Source organism: Mangrovicella endophytica (assembly GCF_002893625.1).
Classification (GTDB): Bacteria; Pseudomonadota; Alphaproteobacteria; order Rhizobiales; family Rhizobiaceae; genus Mangrovicella; species Mangrovicella endophytica.
Genome location: NZ_PKMZ01000003.1, coordinates 365,142 through 382,787, shown reverse-complemented (window position 1 = coordinate 382,787; position 17,646 = coordinate 365,142). Strand labels below are relative to the sequence as shown.

Annotated in this window: 15 protein-coding genes; 2 read left to right on the top strand and 13 right to left on the bottom strand. The window is 67.7% G+C overall.

Going from position 1 to position 17,646, the window contains the following annotated elements; all coding sequences use genetic code 11:
• Window positions 1-20 precede the first annotated feature (20 nt).
• From olsA to trpS, 6 genes are all read right to left on the bottom strand, one after another.
• Entirely contained in the window at window positions 21-899 is an 879-nt protein-coding gene (olsA, locus tag C0R46_RS10640) for a lyso-ornithine lipid O-acyltransferase (protein WP_102959585.1), read from the bottom strand.
• A 22-nt stretch (window positions 900-921) separates the two neighbouring features.
• Window positions 922-1,449: a ribosomal protein S18-alanine N-acetyltransferase gene (gene rimI / locus C0R46_RS10635; protein ID WP_102959584.1), complete on the bottom strand. Its 528-nt coding sequence runs from the start codon at window positions 1,447-1,449 to the stop codon at window positions 922-924.
• Window positions 1,450-1,549: 100 nt separating this feature from the next.
• The gene (tsaB, locus tag C0R46_RS10630; protein ID WP_102959583.1) at window positions 1,550-2,263 is read right to left on the bottom strand and encodes a tRNA (adenosine(37)-N6)-threonylcarbamoyltransferase complex dimerization subunit type 1 TsaB; all 714 of its coding nucleotides are present in this window, start codon (window positions 2,261-2,263) and stop codon (window positions 1,550-1,552) included.
• A 23-nt stretch (window positions 2,264-2,286) separates the two neighbouring features.
• Entirely contained in the window at window positions 2,287-2,859 is a 573-nt protein-coding gene (locus tag C0R46_RS10625; protein ID WP_102959582.1) for a NifU family protein, read from the bottom strand.
• A gap of 132 nt (window positions 2,860-2,991) precedes the next feature.
• Window positions 2,992-3,483 (bottom strand): universal stress protein, encoded by a 492-nt coding sequence (locus C0R46_RS10620; protein ID WP_102959777.1) that lies wholly within the window; start codon window positions 3,481-3,483, stop codon window positions 2,992-2,994.
• A gap of 112 nt (window positions 3,484-3,595) precedes the next feature.
• Window positions 3,596-4,657 carry a tryptophan--tRNA ligase gene (trpS, locus tag C0R46_RS10615; protein WP_102959581.1) on the bottom strand — a complete coding sequence of 354 codons (1,062 nt, stop codon included), beginning with the start codon at window positions 4,655-4,657 and terminating at the stop codon, window positions 3,596-3,598.
• 196 nt (window positions 4,658-4,853) lie between these two features.
• Between trpS and C0R46_RS10610 the strand changes: the two genes are divergently transcribed.
• Window positions 4,854-5,708 (top strand): alpha/beta fold hydrolase, encoded by an 855-nt coding sequence (locus tag C0R46_RS10610; RefSeq protein WP_157944617.1) that lies wholly within the window; start codon window positions 4,854-4,856, stop codon window positions 5,706-5,708.
• A gap of 56 nt (window positions 5,709-5,764) precedes the next feature.
• Here the strand turns inward: C0R46_RS10610 and murJ are convergent, their stop codons facing one another.
• The 3 genes from murJ to mutS form a co-directional block, all read right to left on the bottom strand.
• The gene (murJ, locus tag C0R46_RS10605) at window positions 5,765-7,381 is read right to left on the bottom strand and encodes a murein biosynthesis integral membrane protein MurJ (RefSeq protein ID WP_102959579.1); all 1,617 of its coding nucleotides are present in this window, start codon (window positions 7,379-7,381) and stop codon (window positions 5,765-5,767) included.
• A complete protein-coding gene (locus C0R46_RS10600) occupies window positions 7,378-10,185 on the bottom strand; it encodes a [protein-PII] uridylyltransferase (RefSeq protein WP_102959776.1) in 2,808 nt (935 codons plus the stop codon). Before C0R46_RS10600 ends, murJ begins: the two co-directional genes overlap by 4 nt.
• A 234-nt stretch (window positions 10,186-10,419) precedes the next feature.
• Entirely contained in the window at window positions 10,420-13,107 is a 2,688-nt protein-coding gene (mutS, locus tag C0R46_RS10595; protein WP_102959775.1) for a DNA mismatch repair protein MutS, read from the bottom strand.
• A gap of 368 nt (window positions 13,108-13,475) precedes the next feature.
• Between mutS and C0R46_RS10590 the strand changes: the two genes are divergently transcribed.
• On the top strand, window positions 13,476-13,775 hold the full coding sequence (locus C0R46_RS10590) for a DUF1236 domain-containing protein (protein WP_102959578.1): 300 nt from the start codon (window positions 13,476-13,478) through the stop codon (window positions 13,773-13,775).
• A 181-nt stretch (window positions 13,776-13,956) separates the two neighbouring features.
• On the opposite strand, the gene olsB is transcribed toward C0R46_RS10590, so the two are convergent.
• From olsB to C0R46_RS10570, 4 genes are all read right to left on the bottom strand, one after another.
• Window positions 13,957-14,874 carry a l-ornithine N(alpha)-acyltransferase gene (gene olsB, locus C0R46_RS10585; protein ID WP_198598295.1) on the bottom strand — a complete coding sequence of 306 codons (918 nt, stop codon included), beginning with the start codon at window positions 14,872-14,874 and terminating at the stop codon, window positions 13,957-13,959.
• A gap of 173 nt (window positions 14,875-15,047) precedes the next feature.
• Entirely contained in the window at window positions 15,048-15,542 is a 495-nt protein-coding gene (gene lspA, locus C0R46_RS10580; protein WP_102959576.1) for a signal peptidase II, read from the bottom strand.
• The gene (locus tag C0R46_RS10575; protein ID WP_102959575.1) at window positions 15,539-16,402 is read right to left on the bottom strand and encodes a TrmH family RNA methyltransferase; all 864 of its coding nucleotides are present in this window, start codon (window positions 16,400-16,402) and stop codon (window positions 15,539-15,541) included. Before C0R46_RS10575 ends, lspA begins: the two co-directional genes overlap by 4 nt.
• Window positions 16,395-17,450, bottom strand: coding sequence for a class I SAM-dependent rRNA methyltransferase (locus tag C0R46_RS10570; RefSeq protein ID WP_102959574.1), 1,056 nt, complete (start codon window positions 17,448-17,450; stop codon window positions 16,395-16,397). Before C0R46_RS10570 ends, C0R46_RS10575 begins: the two co-directional genes overlap by 8 nt.
• Between the last annotated feature and the right edge of the window lie 196 nt (window positions 17,451-17,646).

Here is a 17,646-nt window from a genome sequence, read left to right as displayed (position 1 = left end):
CGGCCGCAGGCTCTGGCGCGTCATTGCCGTCGGTCCTGTATATCATCTTCGACGGTACGTCGCGCAAGCGTCTCTTGCCGAGCCGGTTCACCACCTGTGCCTGCGGCCCAGGGACGACCGGCCAGCGCCTCGGCCAGCATACGGCCCACCCGCTCCTCGGACAGGCGCGCCACCGCCTTGCGATCGCTGCTGGGTGTGAACTCGATCGGATCGCCGAAGCACACCTCGACGTCGACCGCGCCCTCGCGCAGCACACCGACGAGGTGCGGCAGCAGTTCCACGTCGCCCGGCCAGGCGACCAGCGGCCGGCCAAAGCGACCGAGCGGCAGGCCGTTGGCCCTGAGATAGGCGAGCGCCACCGGCTGCACCGCAACGGAGGCCGTGCCGGCGTTGCGCAAAGCTGATTGCGCGGCGCCGAACAGCGCCGTCTTGAAGGGCAGCACGCTGTTGCCATCCGACGTCGTCCCTTCGGCAAAGAGAACCATGACGTCGCCGGCCGCCAAACGCTCGGCGATGGCGTCCGCCTGGCGGCCAGTGGCCCTGCGGTCGGACCGTTCAACGAAGACGGTACGCTGCAGACGCGCCAGAAGCCCGAAGACCGGCCAGCCCCGCACCTCCGCCTTGGCGATGAAGGAGAGCTCCATCACGCTGCCAAGCACCAGGATATCGGACCACGAGAGGTGATTGGACACCATGAGCAGCGGGTGCCGGCGCGACGGCTCGCCCGTCACGATGACGCGGATGCCGACGATACGGCAGGCGACACGATGCCAGATGAGCGGCAGGCGGCGGGCGAGAGGCCAGCCAGAGCGGATCGCCAAGGCCTGCAGCGGCAGGACAAGCAGCGTCATTGTCACCAGCACCGCCGCGGTGACGGCGATGCGCATCCAGGCAATCATCGGAAAAGGCCTGCGGAAGCGTTCAGCGCAGGACCCGCTTCAGGATCAGGGCGCTCGTCCTGCGGCCATTAGGATGGCTGTAATAGGCCGGCCGCCGGCCGACCTCCTCGAAACGCAGGCGCTGATACAGGCGCAGCGCCGCGGCGTTCTCCTCGTCCACCTCGAGGAACAGCGACTCGGCGCGGTCGGCGTGCAGGCGCTGCAGCACCTGGTCCATCAGGAGCCGGCCGATGCCCTGCCCGCGCGCCCGCTTGTCGACGGCAATCGTCAGGATCTCGCCTTCTCCCGCAGTCACGCGTGCGAGCACGAAGCCGAGCGGCGGGAGCAAAGGCTGCCCAACCCGCCGCGCCACGAAGCCGAAGCAGCCCTCCTGCGACAGGAGCGAGGCAAATTCGTCGCCGGACCAGGGCCGCGCGAAAGCGTCGCTGTGGAGCGCGGCCGCGGCATCGAGATCCTCCATCTCGAGATCGGCCGTGACGATGCTCGTTTCACTGTTCAGCAGACCGTCCCAGAAGGACAAGGTCCAGACCCAGGGCAGATACCAGTACATTGTCGCCCTCCACTCCTCCCGGCGTATGCGTGCCAGCATGCGACCGCAGGCTTGCCCGACCCTCGCATCCTAACCATAGCCCAGGGTCGTCTGGCGAGGGTTACGCGCTTTCCGGAAAGCTCCTGGGAGCGAGCAGGCCGGATGGCGCCTGCGGCTTGGCATCGGCACCGCGCAGATAGAGTGGGCTCGCCGGAGCCTCAGCCGGGTCGCGTGAAGCCGCCAGCCGGGCGACGGCCGCGATGTCGTGCGAATTCGTGTCGGCGACCTGGACGCAAAAGGCGCCGAGCGCATCCTCAGCGATCACCGCGCCGCTCCCGACGATCCGGAGCGGCTCGTCTGTCGCCTTGGCGCCGCCTGTCTGGAGGAAGGCGCCAAGCGACTGCGGCTCGAGTGCCGTCGGGCCGGCCATGAGAGCGCCGTCCGGCGCATAGAGGGCGGCATAGAGCTCGCCCCGCTTGGCATCGATCGCCGCAAGCACCCTGCCGCTTTTCCGATGCGGCTCGGCCAGCGCTTCCAGGGTCGATATGCCGACCGCCGGAATGGCGAGCGCCAGCGCCAGACCGCGCACCGCGGCAACGCCGACCCTGACGCCGGTAAAGGAGCCGGGCCCGACGGTAACGGCAAGCTTTGCGAGATCGGCATAGGCCGCGCCGGCTTGCCCCAGCACCGTATCGATGACGCCCATCAGCTGCTCGGCATGGCCGCGGCCGATCGCCGGATCGGCACGCGCGAGGATGCGTCCTATCTCACGATCGAGGAGGCACGCGGCACAGCGCTCAGCCGCCGTGTCGACGGCCAGAAGAAGAGACGGCACGGTTCGAAAGCGCGTGGCGCCGCTCAGGCGGCAACCGATTCGACCGCCTCCACCTCCGGCACGAAATGGCGCAGGAGGTTCTGGATGCCGTGCTTCAGCGTCGCCGTCGAGGACGGGCAGCCGGCACAGGAGCCGCGCATGTTGAGATAGACGACGCCATCGCGGAAGCCGCGGAAGGTGATGTCGCCGCCATCCTGGGCCACGGCCGGACGCACGCGCGTCTCAAGCAATTCCTTGATGGTGTCGACGAGCTCGGCATCGCCGGCATCGAAGAACTCCTCGCCGCTCTCGGCAACAGCCGGACCGGCCGCCGGCGCCATGACCGGCTTGCCAGCCATGAAATGCTCCATGATCCCGGCGAGGATCGCGGGCTTCAGGTGCTGCCAGTCGGGGCCGCTCTTGGAAACGGTGACGAAGTCGTAGCCGAAGAAGACGCCGGTGACGCCGTCGATACCCATCAGCCGGGCGGCCAAAGGCGAGCGGACAGCGGCGTCCTCCTCGCTGAGGAATTCGGCGGTGCCGGATTCCAGAACAACGCGGCCGGGCAGAAACTTCAGGGTCGCGGGATTGGGTGTGACTTCGGTCTGGATGAACATGGGAGCCGCCTTCCGGACGCGGATGGGGCAGTCAGGCGCCCCGAAAACCATTGCCGCAGAGGTAGTCCCTGGCGCCGCCGGGTGCAAGCCGCAGCGGTCAAACGGTCTGTCGGTTGCAGCTGAGGCCGTGCCTCAGACGAGGCTCTGGATCTCCTCGTCCGTCAGCGTCGCCGGCACGATGGTGACGGGAATCGGGAAGGCCGCACCCTTGCCGGCGACGGAGGAGACCAGAGGTCCCGGGCCTTCGGTGGATTCACCGGCCGCCAGCACGAGGATGGCGATCTCGCGGTCGGCCTCGATGACGGCATGGATCTCTTCGGCCGTGACGCCCTCGCGCACCACCACCTCGGGTTCGATGCCGATGGCCTCGCGCAGCTCGTCGGCGACCTTGGCCAGCCGGCTTTCAGCCTCCTCGGCGGCCTCGGCGCGCATGATCTTCTCGACACCAAGCCAGTGCTGGAAATCGCCCGGCTGGATCACATAGAGGAGCACGACCCCGCCGCCGCTCGCCTTGGCTCGGCGTGCGGCGTAGGAGGCCGCGCGCCCGCATTCCGGCGTCTCGTCAATGATGGCAAGGAACTTGCGCTTGCCGCCGGCGTCCCGGCCGATGCGTCGTGAAACCATGGCGGAGTCATGGCAGGTCGCAAACTCGGCGGCAAGCTGCCGCCGCGGAAGCGCAGGCAAGGCACTTCAGGCAGCGGCAACGCCCAGCCTGTCGCCCTGTTGTGCTTAGCGGTCAGAGCAGTCCGACGATCGCCTTGACGTCCTTCATGGTGGCAAGAGCGATCTCGCGCGCCCGCTCGCCGCCCTTCGCCAGAACACGGTCGATTTCGGCCGGATCGCTCTCGATGCGCCGCATCTCGGTCGAGACCGGCGCCAGCGCCGACACGGCGAGGTCGGCCAGCGCCGGCTTGAACTCCGAGAAGGGCTTGCCGCCATACTCGGCGATGACATCGGCGCGTGGTCGATCCGCCAGCGCGGCAAAGATGCCGACGAGGTTCTCCGCCTCCGGACGGCCTTTCAGGCCCTCGACGGTTTCGGGGAGCGGGTTCGGGTCCGTCTTGGCCTTGCGGATCTTGCGCGCGATCTGGTCGGCGTCGTCGGTGAGGTTGATGCGCGAGAGATCGGACGGGTCCGACTTCGACATCTTCTTGGTGCCGTCCTTCAGGCTCATCACTCGCGTCGCCGGCCCTTCGATCAGCGGCTCGGTGAGCGGGAAGAAGCCGTCGACCCGCTCCTCACCGACCTGCATGGGAACGCCGAGGCCGAGTGCTGCGATCTTGGCCGAGAAGTCGTTGTTGAACTTCTGCGCGATGTCGCGCGTCAGCTCCAGATGCTGCTTCTGGTCGTCGCCGACCGGCACGTGGGTGGCGCGGTAGAGCAGGATGTCGGCGGCCATCAGGCTCGGATAGGCGAGGAGGCCGAGGGAAGCGTTCTCGCGGTCCTTGCCGGCCTTGTCCTTGAACTGCGTCATGCGGTTCATCCAGCCGATGCGCGCGACGCAGTTGAAGATCCAGGCGAGCTCGGCGTGCTCGGGCACGCGGCTCTGGTTGAAGACGATGTGCTTGTCGGCGTCGATGCCGGCGGCCAGGAAGGCTGCTGTGATCGAGCGCGTCTGCCCCGCCAGATCCTCGTGGACGAGCTGCGCCGTGATCGAGTGGAGATCGACCACGCAATAGAGGCAGTCGTGGCTCTCCTGCAGGGCCACGAACTTGCGGATCGCCCCGAGATAGTTGCCGAGATGAAGGTTTCCGGTTGGCTGCACGCCGGAAAAGACGCGGGGGGCGAATTCGCTCATGAAGACGGCTCCGTGGCGCCGGTTGGAAGGGCGCGGGCAAAAAGTCGGCGGGTTATGACGGAGCGGCGGTTCACGATCAAGCGGCCGCAGACGCGATCGACAATCGGCCCGCGAGACAGGCGATAAGAGGCGGCACGTCTTGCACGGACCCCCGGCTCCCATAGCTCTCGACAGCATGAGCGGAGCGATGGAAGCCATGGCAGCACCAGCCGAAGATATTAGTCTTGCGATGCACTCCGAGCGGGATGGCCGCGGCGAGCCGGTGATCCTGCTGCCGGCGCTATCGACCATCTCCACCCGCGGTGAGATGCGCCCGCTGATGCGCCGGCTCGCGCAGCGCTTCGAGGCGATCGCCCTGGACTGGCCCGCCTTCGGCACGGCGGCCAAGACGCGGCACGCCTGGACACCGGACGATCTGTCCGCAGCGCTTGCCACGACACTCGCCGCCCTGCCCGAGCCGCCTGCCGCCATCGTCGCGGCCGGCCACGCTTGCGCCTATGCCCTAAGGCACTGCGCCGCGCATTCCGGCGCTGCCCGCCGGCTCGTCCTCATCGCACCGACCTGGCGCGGACCCTTCCCAACCATGCTCAAGGGCCGCCGGCCGCCCTGGCTGGAGCGGGTGCGACGCGCGGTCGACCTGCCGGTTCTCGGCTCCCTCCTCTACCGCCTGAATGTCAGCCGGCCCGTCGTTGCGCGGATGACGCGCGCACATGTCTACGAGGATTCCGCGTTTCTGAACGACGAGGCGCTGGCAGAGAAGGCCGCGGTGATGCGAGCGAAAGGGGCGCGGCATGCCTCCGTGCGCTTCGTCACGGGTGGGCTCGATCCCGTGGAAAGCCGCGAGGCTTTCCTTGCGCTGGCCGAGCGGGCCGACATTCCGATCCTCGTCGTCATCGGCGCTGCCACGCCGCCGAAGTCCCGCGCGGAGATGGAGGCGCTGGCGGCGCTGCCGGGCGTCGAAACGGTCCGCCTGCCGCACGGCCGCCTGTCGGTGCACGAGGAGTTCCCCGATGCCGTCGCGTCCGCCGTTCTGGCCTTCCTGGCGCGCTGAGACATGACGCCCGCCGGTTGCGGCCCGGACGCTTCGTTCGGCTCAGCAAAGCTGGCTTACGCCGCGGGCCGCTTGCGCCGCCGCCGCACCAGCGTCGCGATCATGCTCCGGTCCACCGCGCCGGTCAGTAGCACGAGGCCGAAATAGGCAACCATCGCCGCGGCGACGAGCACACCAAGCCCCGCGATCTGGTAGTGGACGGAGGCGCCGCTGCCGAGCCAGGCGGCGAATCTGTCCTGCAGGAACAGGAGCAGGGCTCCCATCAGCACCGATGACAGCAGCACCAGCACGGCGCGCTTCATCAGCCGTCCGTCGACCTCCCACAGGCCCTTCCGCCACAGGCCGAGGAAAAGCAGCATAGCGTTGAGCCAGCCGGCAAGCGTCGTCGCGATCGCGATGCCGCGCTCGGCAAGGACAAAGAACAGCGCCACCGAGAGGACGATGTTGGCGCCGGCCGAGATCAGCGTGACGATCATTGGGGTGCGCGTATCCTCCCGGGCGAAGTAGCCGGGCGAGAACACCTTGATCAGCACGAAGGCCGGCAGGCCGAGCGCGTAGTAGCCGAGAACGTCGGCGACCGCATAGGTGGTCGAGGCCTCGAAGGCACCGCGCTCGTAGATCAGCCGGATGATCGGCTCGGGGATCAGATAGAGCGCGACCGCGGCCGGAACGGTGAGGAAGAGCGCGAATTCCAGGCTGCGGTTCTGGGTGTGCTGCGCCTCTTCCATGCGGCCCGCCTTTAGCGCCCGCGCCAGCTCCGGCAGGAGCACGACGCCGATGGCAACGCCCACCATGCCGAGCGGCAGCTGATAGGGCCGGTCGGCATATTGCAGGATCGAGACGGCGCCCGGCTTGTAGGAGGCGATCGCCTGGCCGACGAAGAGGTTGATCTGGGTGATGCCGCCGATGAGGGCCGCGGGCGCGGCGAGGATCAGGAGGCGCTTCAGCCCGGCCGTCCAGCGCGGACGCTGCAGGGCGATGCCGAAGCCGGCCCAGCGCATGGCAAATGTGACCACGGCCAGCTGCGAAACGCCGGCAAAGAGGACGCCCCAGCTCATGTAGAAGCCGATCGTCGCCTTGTCGGCACCGGTCCACCAGCACCAGGCGAGCGCGCCAATCAACGCAAAATTGAGGATCGTCGGCGCCACCGCCGCGGCGAAGAAGCGGCGGAAGGCGTTGAGAATGCCCGACACCATCGCCATCAGCGACATGCAGGCCAGATAGGGGAACATGATCCTGGAGAAGGCGACGGTTATGTCGAACCGCTCCTCGCAGGAGATCGCATGCGTCGCGGAGACCGGCTGATCGATGCAGGCCGACAGGCCCGGCGCGATGATCGTGCTCACCAGAAACGGCATGAAGACGAGCGCAACCACCGTCAGCGACGTCAGGACGATGAAGAGGGTCGAGAAAACTTCGGTCGCGAAGCGCCGCGCGCCGTCCTCGCCCTCTTCCTCCAGGGATCTCGCAAAGAGCGGGATGAAGGCGGCGTTGAAGGCGCCCTCGGCGAACAGGCGGCGGAACAGGTTCGGGAAGCGGAAGGCAAGGTTGAAGGCGTCCGCCACTGGCCCGATGCCGAGCGCGGACGCCATCATCATCTCGCGCGCGAAGCCGAAGATGCGCGACACCAGCGTCGCACTGCCGACGGTCGCAAACTTGGTGAGGAGGCTCATGATGCCGTGATGCCGAAGGCCTTGGTCGAGGGCATGACGCTCGGCGAGGAAATCTCTCCCTCCGGCTCCTCGAAGACGGAGGTGAGACGCCGGACGATCCGGTCGGTGCGGGTGTCGCTGACGACCTTCATGCCGGTCAGATCGGTGACGTAGAAGACGTCGACGACCTTCTCGCCATAGGTGGAGATGTGCGCCGAGCGAATGTCGAGATTGAGGTCCGACAGCGCGCCGGTGAGATCGGACAGGAGCCCGGCACGATCGAGGCCTTCCACCTCGACGACGGTGAACTGGTTGGATAACTCGTTGTCGACGGTGATCCGCGGCTTGACGTTGAAGAGGTGCGTCGAGCGGGCCGGCCGTCGCCGTGCCAGGAGGTTCGGCATCGCCTCGCGCCCATGCAGGAGGCTGACGATGTGGCGGCGGATGTTCTCGGCGCGCCTGAGCTCATCCTCGTCGTTATCGAAGGCGCGGTTGATGGTGATGACGTCGAGGGCCCGGCCGTCGTTCATGGTGAAGATCTGAGCGTCCGCGATGTTCGCGCCGGCCGCGGCACAGCCGCCGGCCAGGATCGACAGGAGCCGCGGATGGTCGGTGGCCAGGACCGTCAGCTCCGTCACCGCGCGGAACCGGTCGGTGGTCGCCGTCGTCGCCAGCGGATCGTCGGATTGCGAGGCGGCGCGCACGAAGTCGGCGTGGCGGCGCTGCTCGTCGATCGGCACGGTGAGGAAGTAGTTCTGGTAGTGCAGGTCGATATAGGCCTCACGCTCGGCTTCCGGCCAATCCGCCAGCCGAGCGGCAAGGCGCCCCTTCGCCCGGTCGAGACGCGCCTGGCGCGGCACATGCGAGAAGCCGCCGGTCAGTACCGGCTCGGTCTCCATGTAGAGCGTGCGGATGAGCTGGCCCTTCCAGCCGTTCCAGACGCCGGGTCCGACGGCGCGGATGTCGCAGACGGTGAGGACGGTCAGGAGCTTCAGCCGTTCCAGCGTCCGGACCCGCTCGGCGAAGTCGAGGATGGTCTTGCGGTCGTTGAGGTCGCGCTGCTGCGCCGTCATCGACATCACCAGATGGTCCTCGACCAGCCAAGCGACGAGATCGGTCTCGCGTTCGTCGAGGCCGAGCCGCGGGCAGACCTCGCGGGCAATCCGCGCGCCGGCAATCGAATGGTCGACCGGGCGGCCCTTGGCGATGTCATGCAGGAGCAGCGCCACATAGAGCGGCACCCGGTCCTTCAGCGTCGGCATCAGCTCGACGCAGAGCGGATGCTCTTCGGCCAGTTCGCCTCGCTCGATCTGCGACAGGATAGCGATCGAACGGATCAGATGCTCGTCCACCGTGTAGTGGTGGTACATGTTGAACTGCATCATCGCGACGATACGACCGAAGTCCGGGATGAAGCGCCCGAGCACGCCCGCCTCGTTCATCCGCCGCAGATGCAGCGCCGGGTCGTTGCGGTCGGTCAGGACGTCGAGGAAGAGGCTGTTGGCCTCGGCATTGTCCCTGAGATCGGCATTCACCAGCCGCAGCGAGCGGCGGATCAGCTTCAGCGCATCTGGGTGGTATTCCAGCTGCAGCGCGGCAGCGAGCTTGAAGATGCGGATGAGGTTGACCGGATCCTTTGTGAAGACGTCGCGCTCGGCGACGGTGATCCGGTTGTTGTCGATATGGAAGTCGAGCGTGCCCGGTATCTTGCGGGTGCGGCGCGTGAGGCTACGGACGAAACCCTTCAAGCCCGGGGCCTCCTTGGCATGCTCTTCCTCCAGGGCGGCGCAGAAGATGCGGGTCAGGTCGCCGACGTCCTTGGCGATCAGGAAGTAGTGCTTCATGAAACGCTCGACGTCCTGCAGGCCCGGATGGGCGTTGTAGCCGAGGCGCCGCGCGATCTCGGGCTGCAGGTCGAAGATCAGGCGCTCTTCGGCCTTGCCGGTCGAGAAGTGCATGTGGCAGCGCACCGCCCAGAGGAAGTCTTCCGCCTTGCGGAAGAGCCGGGCCTCGCGACGGGAGAACACGCCGGCATCGACGAGCTCCGCCGTGGTGTCGACGCGGTAATGATATTTGGCGATCCAGAACAGCGTGTGGAGATCGCGCAGCCCGCCCTTGCCTTCCTTGACGTTCGGCTCGACGAGGTAGCGCGTATCGCCCGACTTCGCGTGCCGGGCATCACGTTCGGCGAGCTTGGCGGCGATGAACTCACGGCTGGTTCCTTCCACCACTTCGGCGTCGAAGCGGCGGCCGAGCTCGTCGAACAGCACGACATCGCCGGCCAGGAGCCACCGCTCGAGGATGGCGGTGCGGATTGTGACGTCGCTGCGCGACAGGCGGATGCACTCCTCCACCGTCCGCGTCGCGTGGCCGACTTTGAAGCCGAGATCCCAGAGGAGGTAGAGGAGGTATTCGGCGACCTGCTCGCCGAGCGCCGTCTGCTTGTAGGGCAGAAGGAACAGGAGATCGATGTCGGAGCCCGGGGCCAGTGTGCCGCGCCCGTAGCCGCCGACGGCCACCACCGCCATGCGCTCGCCGGCCGACAGGTTGGCGGCCTCGAAGACGCGCTCATGCGCGAAGTCGTGGATCGCGGCGATGACGGCATCCTGCAGAGCTGCCAGCCGGCGGGCGCACAGAAGACCGCCGCCATCGTCGAACAGCATCTGCTCGACCGCCTTGCGCGCCGTGTCGATCCGCTCCTTCAGGAGCTTGAGGATGGCGTTGCGCACCTCCGCAGACGCCCCGCCGCCGCGCAAGGTCGAGGCGATCACGTCCATGTCGCGGCGCAGGGCCGCGACGTCGAGGATACCGGACAGATCCGTCATGCCGGGAGGTAGGTCCGCGCCATGCGATGCGATGCCGTGTGCGGCGGCCCTGTCGTCGGGCATGATCTTTTTCGCGTCCTTGCGGGTGCCTCAAGCCGGCGCTGCATGGCGCCGGTTCGCCGCCGTATAGAGTATTTGCGTTAAAGTAAGAACCATTTGCCGAGCTTGTGCGGCGCCGTGTCATCGCCGGCAGCGCGTCGCCCGCCGCCCGTGGCGGCTCGCGCCATCGCCGTCTCAGCCGGCGCTGCCGAGCCCCTTCAGTCGATAAAGCGCGTCCAGCGCCTCGCGAGGGGTCAGCGCGTCCGGATCGATCGCAGCGAGCGCCGTTTCGAGGGGAGAGATCTGCGGCTTCGGCGCGGCGGCTTCGCGCCGGTCGGCGGCCGAGAAGAGCGGCAGGTCGTCAATGAAGGCAGTGCGCTTTTCGCCCTGCTCGCCGCGCTCCAGCTCGGCGAGGACATGGCGCGCCCGCTCGATGACGCTGATCGGCAGGCCGGCGAGCCGCGCCACCTGGATGCCGTAGGAGCGGTCGGCGACGCCGGGCTTCACCTCGTGCAGGAAGACGACCTCGCCTTCCCATTCCTTCACCCGCATCGTGGCATTGCGCATCCGCTTCAGTCGCGCGGCGAGCGCCGTCATCTCATGGAAATGGGTGGCAAAGAGCGCCCGGCAGCGATTCTCCTCGTGCAGGTGCTCGACCGCCGCGAAGGCGATGGACAGACCGTCATAGGTCGCCGTGCCGCGGCCGATCTCGTCGAGGATCACCAGGGCGCGCCGGCCAGCCTGATTGAGGATCGCGGACGTCTCGACCATCTCGACCATGAAGGTGGAGCGGCCTTCGGCGAGGTCGTCGGAGGCACCAACCCGCGAAAACAGCCGGTCGACGACGCCGATATGGGCCGATGTCGCCGGCACGAAGGCGCCGATCTGGGCGAGCACGGCGATCAGCGCGTTCTGGCGTAGGAAGGTGGACTTGCCGCCCATGTTCGGACCGGTCAGCAGCCAGATCGCCCCCGCCTGTCCGGACTTCGGCGGCGACAGATCGCAATCATTGGCGACGAACGGATCGCCGCCCGCCGCCTTCAGGGCCGCCTCCACCACGGGATGACGGCCGCACTCGATGGCGAAGGCGAGGCTGTCGTCGACCTCTGGCCGCACCCAGTCGCCATCCAGCGCCAGTTCGGCAAGAGCGGCCGATACGTCCAGCAGCGCCAGCGCGCCGGCACCATCCTGGAGGCGGTCCGACGCCGCAACCACGGCGGCCGCCATGGCCTCGAAGGCTTCGAGTTCGAGGCGCAGCGCCTCGGCGGCGGCATTGTTGATGCGTCCTTCCAGCTCCGAAAGCTCGGTGGTGGTGAAGCGCATGGCGGAGGCCATGGTCTGGCGGTGGATGAAGCGTTGCGCCGAGTCCCCGCCCGTCAACGCGCCGGCCTGCGTCTCCCCCACCTCGACGAAATAACCCAGCACGTTGTTGTGCTTGATCTTCAGGGAGCGCACGCCGGTGTCCTCGGCGTAGCGGCCCTGCAGCTCGGCGATGACGCGGCGGGCGTCCTCCTTGAGGAGCCGGGCCTCGTCCAGCGCCGCGATGGCGCCGGCCCGCACAAAGCCGCCGTCGCGCCTGAGAAGCGGTAACTCGTCGGCGAGCGTGTCCGTCAGGCGCGCGCCAAGATCGGCAGGCAAGGCACGCAAGGCGGCCAACGCACCGGCAAGCTCATCGGGCAGCTCCGCCGCCGCCAGCATCCGCGCAACGGCATCCGCGCGTTCGAGCCCGGCTGCGATCGCGCCGAGATCACGAGGGCCCCCACGGCCGAGCGAGAGGCGCGACAGAGCCCGCTCCGTATCGGGGAAGCCCTTCAGCGCCTGACGCAGGCGCCGCCGCAACTCGCCATCCCCGCAGAACAGCGCCACCGAGGCCTGCCGGCGGCGAATGGCGGCGGGATCAGTCAGCGGCGCCGACAGCCGGGCCGCGAGAAGGCGCGCACCGGCGCCGGTCAGCGTCCGGTCGATCGTCGCAAGCAGGCTGCCGGCGCGGCGGCCCGCCGTCGTACGGGTCAGTTCCAGGGAAGCACGCGTCGCCGGATCGATCAGCATGACGGCGCCGGCATCGAGCCGTTCAGGCCGGCGCAGCGCCGGGCGGGCGGCGAGCTGCGTCTTGCCGAGATAGGCCGTCAGTGCCGCAGCCGCGGAGAGTTCGGCGCGGGTGAAGGCGCCAAAGCCCGCCAGCGTCGCGACGCCGAAGAAACGGCAGAGCCGTTCCTCGGCGGTCGCCCCGTCGAACAGCACCGCCGGCTCCGGCCGCACCGCGCGGCCAAGACGGGCGAAGATCGGCCGCAGCGCCTCATCGTGGAAGAGGGTATCGGCTACGACGACTTCGCTCGGCTCGATTGCCGCGAGATCGGCGGCAAGGCGCTCAGCCGTGCTGGGGAGGATCTTGAACTCGCCGGTGGAGAGATCCGTCCAGGCGAGTGCGAAGGCGGCGGCCGAGCCCGCTCCGCCGGTGCGGGCCAGCGTCATCAGATAGTTCGGGCGCCCGGGCTCGAGCAGCGCCTCCTCGGTGATCGTTCCGGGCGTGACGAGACGCACGACGTCGCGCCGCACCACCGATTTGCCGCCGCGCTTCTTTGCCTCGGCCGGGTCCTCCGTCTGCTCACAGACCGCGACGCGGTGGCCAAGTGCGATCAGCTTCTGCAGATAGTCGTCGGCGGAGACGACGGGCACCCCCGCCATCGGGATGTCTTCGCCCAGATGCTTGCCTCGCTTCGTCAGCGTGATGCCGAGTGCGCGCGAGGCTTCGGCCGCATCGTCGAAGAACAGCTCGTAGAAGTCGCCCATGCGGTAGAAGAGCAGGCAGTCGGGATTGGCCGCCTTGATCTCGATATACTGCGCCATCATCGGCGTCGGCTGGGCGTCGGCAGCTCCCGTCATTGCAGCGATCGACGCGTCCTTCAGCATATGGAGCCGATACTCGGCCGGGCAGCGGCGGCCGTCGAGGCGACGGCTCGTCGAGGGGCACCTGGCCCTGAAAGGCTCTAGCGGCCCAGCCGCCGCTGTTAAAGAGCTGTTGCGGATAATCCACGGTCACGCGATGCTCGCAGCGAGGGACGACATCCCTACGGAACCGCGTTTGGGCGGGGCGGATTAGATGAGCATGCGGCAACGATCAGGGCTGCAGCTCTCCCGCTGTTGCGTTCACGCAATTGCGAACCCATCTCAGATTGGGCACAATGCAGCTCTGGATGCATTGTCGCGACTATTCGATGGATTGGTTTAGGGCCAACTCCTAAGAGGACCTCATGAGTAACCGCAGATCGACATCGTCGTGGATCGCATCGCTCCTGATCGTCGCAGGCTCGGCACTCGCCGTGCCGGTGCAGGCCAAGTCCGGCGAAACCGTCAACGCCTATCAGTATGCAATCGACCATCCGGTCGAGGACTCGCACCTGAACTATCCGCCAGCGCTCGGCGAGTCGGTGCCGAAGACGATTTCCCTGAACTCGGTCACCGAGGACGGTAGCTTCGCCTACTTCTACTATGCAGGCCGTCCCGTGATCGTCGACCGGACGACGCGCAGCGTCGTGAAGATCGGCAAGTAACAGGCCGGATCGGCGCCGACGGACGTCCGTGCGCCGCGGCGAGGATCACCGCCCTGCAGAGTGCCTCATAGCCAGCGAAGCTTTGCCGGCATAACAGCGGCGCGAAGGCAGCCGACCGATCTCCGGGGTGCCCGTTGCCGGCACCCTGTTTGAGCGAGCCTTGCCCTCAAAGCGGGCTGCTTCAGGCTGCAAACCGACCCGCGTCTGCGCCGTAATGGCCGATATAGCGCGGGCTGATGCGCGAACGCGGCAGCACAACCAGCACATCCGTCGTGCCGAACTGGCGGTCGATCACGGCATCGCTGCCGATATAGCCTCCGAGCCGCAGATAGCCCTTGATCAGCGGCGGCAGACTGGCCAGCGCACGCTTCTGGTCAGCACAGGCCGGCTGCTCGGCGAGGCTGACGCCACGTCCCGGCTGCGCCGTCACCGCCCATTCCGCCGGCGCTTCCGCGTGGGTGCCGAGGAAGGAGAGCGGCAATGCGAGCTCCTTCAGATCGGTACCGGCGAGCGATGCGCAGCCGAAGAGGACGTCGATGCGGTGAGCTAGAACGTAGGACCAGATGCCCTGCCACAGCAGCTCGACGGTTCGCTTGCCGCGATAATCCTTCAGGACGCAGGAGCGTCCCAGCTCCAGGAAGCGCTGACCGGGATGGCGGGCCAGCATCGGCGCGATGTCGAATTCGCCGGCGGTATAGAAGCCGCCTGCCCGCGCGGCCTCCGTGTCGCGGAGCAGGCGATAAGTGCCGACAATATCGTCTCCGAAGCGACCGGCACGATCGGTGTCGATGACGAGCAGATGATCGCAGAAGCGATCAAACACGTCCTTGTCGCGACGCGTCATGCGCTGGAGCTGCGAGGGCTGGGCGTTCATCTCCTCGTAGAAGACGTGGTAGCGCAGCTGCTGGGCGGCCTTCACCTCGGCGGGGGAGCGCGCCAGCCGCACTTCCAGCGAACCGATGCGGCCGAGCACGGGCGCCTGGCGATCCAGGCGGAGCCCGCCGCGGCGCATGCGGGCCGGCACGAACTGCTCGACGACGCCACCGAACGAACGGCGGGTCAGGCCACGCGCCTCACCGGAAAGGACGTTCAGGCTCATGCGGTCTCCTCCGTCGGACCCTGCTCGAAGCCGGATATCAGCCGATGGCGACGGCACGATGACGCGTCCGACGAGCATCCAACGCGTGCATCATAGCTCAATTTGTGACAATGCGACATTCCACGTCGCTGATCGCGATCATATTGATCGGCCAGCACTTTTGCGGAAGTGCTCTAGGAAGACCCGGCCGCCGCTCTTCCGTCCCGGCGAGCCAGAATGAACTCGTCAAGAAGGATCAGCGCGGCGCCGACGGTGATGAAGGCGTCGGCGAGATTGACGACGGCGAAGGACCAGACCGGCGTGTGGAAATACACGTAGTCGACGACGTAGCCGAGGCGCGTGCGATCGATGAGATTGCCGATAGCGCCGCCGACGATCACCGCAAAGCCGATATGGGTCAGCGTCCGCTCGCGCGGTGTCTTCCACCACAGCCAGCCGACCAGCGCGAGCACCACCAGAGCGACAAGCGACAAGCCGACATCGCCGAGTCCCGCGAACATGGAGAAGGCAATGCCCTCGTTGCGGGCATGGTAGAGCGCCAGGAAAGGCAGGAGCTCGATCGCCTCGCCGAGCGCCATGGTGCGCACCACGATGGCCTTGATCAGCTGGTCGGACGCGACGGCGAGCGCCACGATCGACGCGTCGCGCAGGAGGGTGAGCCGGTTCACAGCTTCAACGCCTTGCGCCGCGCCTCGAACAGCATCACGCCGGTGGCGATGGCGAGGTTGAGGCTGTCGGCGCGCCCAGCCTGCGGGATGCGCACCAAGACGTCGCAGGTCCCGGCCAGCGCGTCGCCAAGCCCGGCCTGCTCGTTGCCCATCAAAAGCATCGTCGGTTTGTCGCCATAGGCTGGCTCGCGGTAATCCACGGCGCCGCTCATATGGGTGCCGGCGAGAAGGCCGCGGAAGCCTTTCCGCCAGGCAAGGAAGTCCGCTTCCGAGATCCGCGCGAGCGGCATCGAAAAGACCGATCCCATCGTCGCCCGCACAGCCTCCAGCGAGAACGGGTCGACCGTATCGCCGATCAGCACCACACCCTTGGCGCCTGCGGCATCCGCCGTGCGCAGGATGGTGCCGAGATTGCCGGGGTCGCGAACGCGGTCGAGCGCCACGACGACGTCGCCGGAGCCGAAGGCGATGCGCTCGATCGGCACCGTCTTCTGGCGGAAGATGCCGACGGCGTTCTGCGGGTTGTCCTTGCGGGTGATCGCCTGGAGCACCTTGTTGTTGCCCTCCAAGACGTCGGCGCCGAGCGCCACGGTGCGCGCCGCCACCTTGCCGAGAAGCTCCCCGCCGGCTTCGGCTTTGGAAATCACCAGCGTCTCGATCTCCCAGCCGGCGTCGAGCGCGTCGATGACGAGCTTCAGCCCTTCGGCGAGAAATAGGCCGGTCTCCTCGCGATGCCGCTTCTGGGCCAGCGCCCGGATGTCCTTGACGATCGGATTGGCTGGGCTCGTGACAGCCTTGACCCGGCCCGGCGCCCGCGTCTCCGGCTTCTTCGGCGCGGATTTGGAGTGATTGTCAGGCATCGGGCGCGATCCAGCGGGAGAAGAGTGAGGTCGAGAGCAGCCGCGGCTCCTCCCCGGCTTCGCGCAGCACCAGTTCGCCCGATTCCGTCGTGCCGCCGAGGCCCCGCATCGCTTCGCCCATCACGGCCGAGAGCGAGTAGAAGGAGGCGCGGATCGAATAGGCGGTGAGAATGACGAAGAGCGGCCGGTCCGACAGGAGTTCGCGCGTCAGGGCGAGGAGGTAGGGCAGGTCCTCGAAGATCTGCCAGACCTCGCCCTTCGGTCCGCGCCCGAAACGCGGCGGATCGAGCACGATCGCCTCGTAGCGGCTGCCGCGCTTGACCTCGCGCTCGACATAGCGGACGGCGTCCTCGCAGATCCAGCGGATCGGGCGGCCACCGAGGCCGGCCAGTTCGCCGTTCTCGCGGGCCCAGCCGATCGCCTTCTTGGAGGCATCGACATGGGTCACCTCGGCGCCGGCGCGCGCGGCGAGCAGCGAGGCGAGACCGGTATAGCCGAAGAGGTTGAGGAGGCGGACCGGCCGCTTGCCGGCATGCCGGGCGATGATGCCTTCGGCAAAAGACCAGTGCGCCGCCTGCTCGGGGAAGACGCCGACATGGCGATAGGAGGTGAAGCGGCCGAGATAGGACAGGCCGTCATGGACGAGCGGCCAGGTCTCGCCGAGCGGCTGGCGCGGAAAACGCCAGCGCCCGACACCCTCCTCGTCGAGATCGCCGGTGAAGACCGCATCGGCGGCATCCCAGTCGACCGGCGCCAGCCGACGCGTCCAGATGGCCTGGTTCTCGGGGCGGCGGACGAGAAGCGGCCCGTAGCGCTCCAGCTTCTCGCCGTCGCCAGAGTCGATCAGCGCATAGTCCTCACCCGCCTCGCCGACGAGGATCACCGGCAGGCGCTCGTCGGGACGCGGTCCGGTGCGGTGCGGCAGATCCAGATGGTTCGCGCGCGGCTGGATTCCGGCAGCGCCGGCTGCCGGCCGCTCCTCGCGGCGGTCGCGGTCCCGCGTCGCGGGCTGTGAAGGCCGCGGGTCCGGCCGGTGCGGTCGAGCCACCGCTGTCTCCGTCGCTGCTGAGAGATGTTCGGCCGGCTCTTAGAGTGTTTCCGGCCGATGCGAAACCCTTCGCCCGTTGCGGCCAGCTGGCACGGCTCGCTCCGCCCCATCGCAGGCATGGGCATGATGCAAAGAGGCGATGCGACGGGAACGGTGACCTGTCGTTGCCGGGCAGAGAAGCGCAAACCTGGCGGCG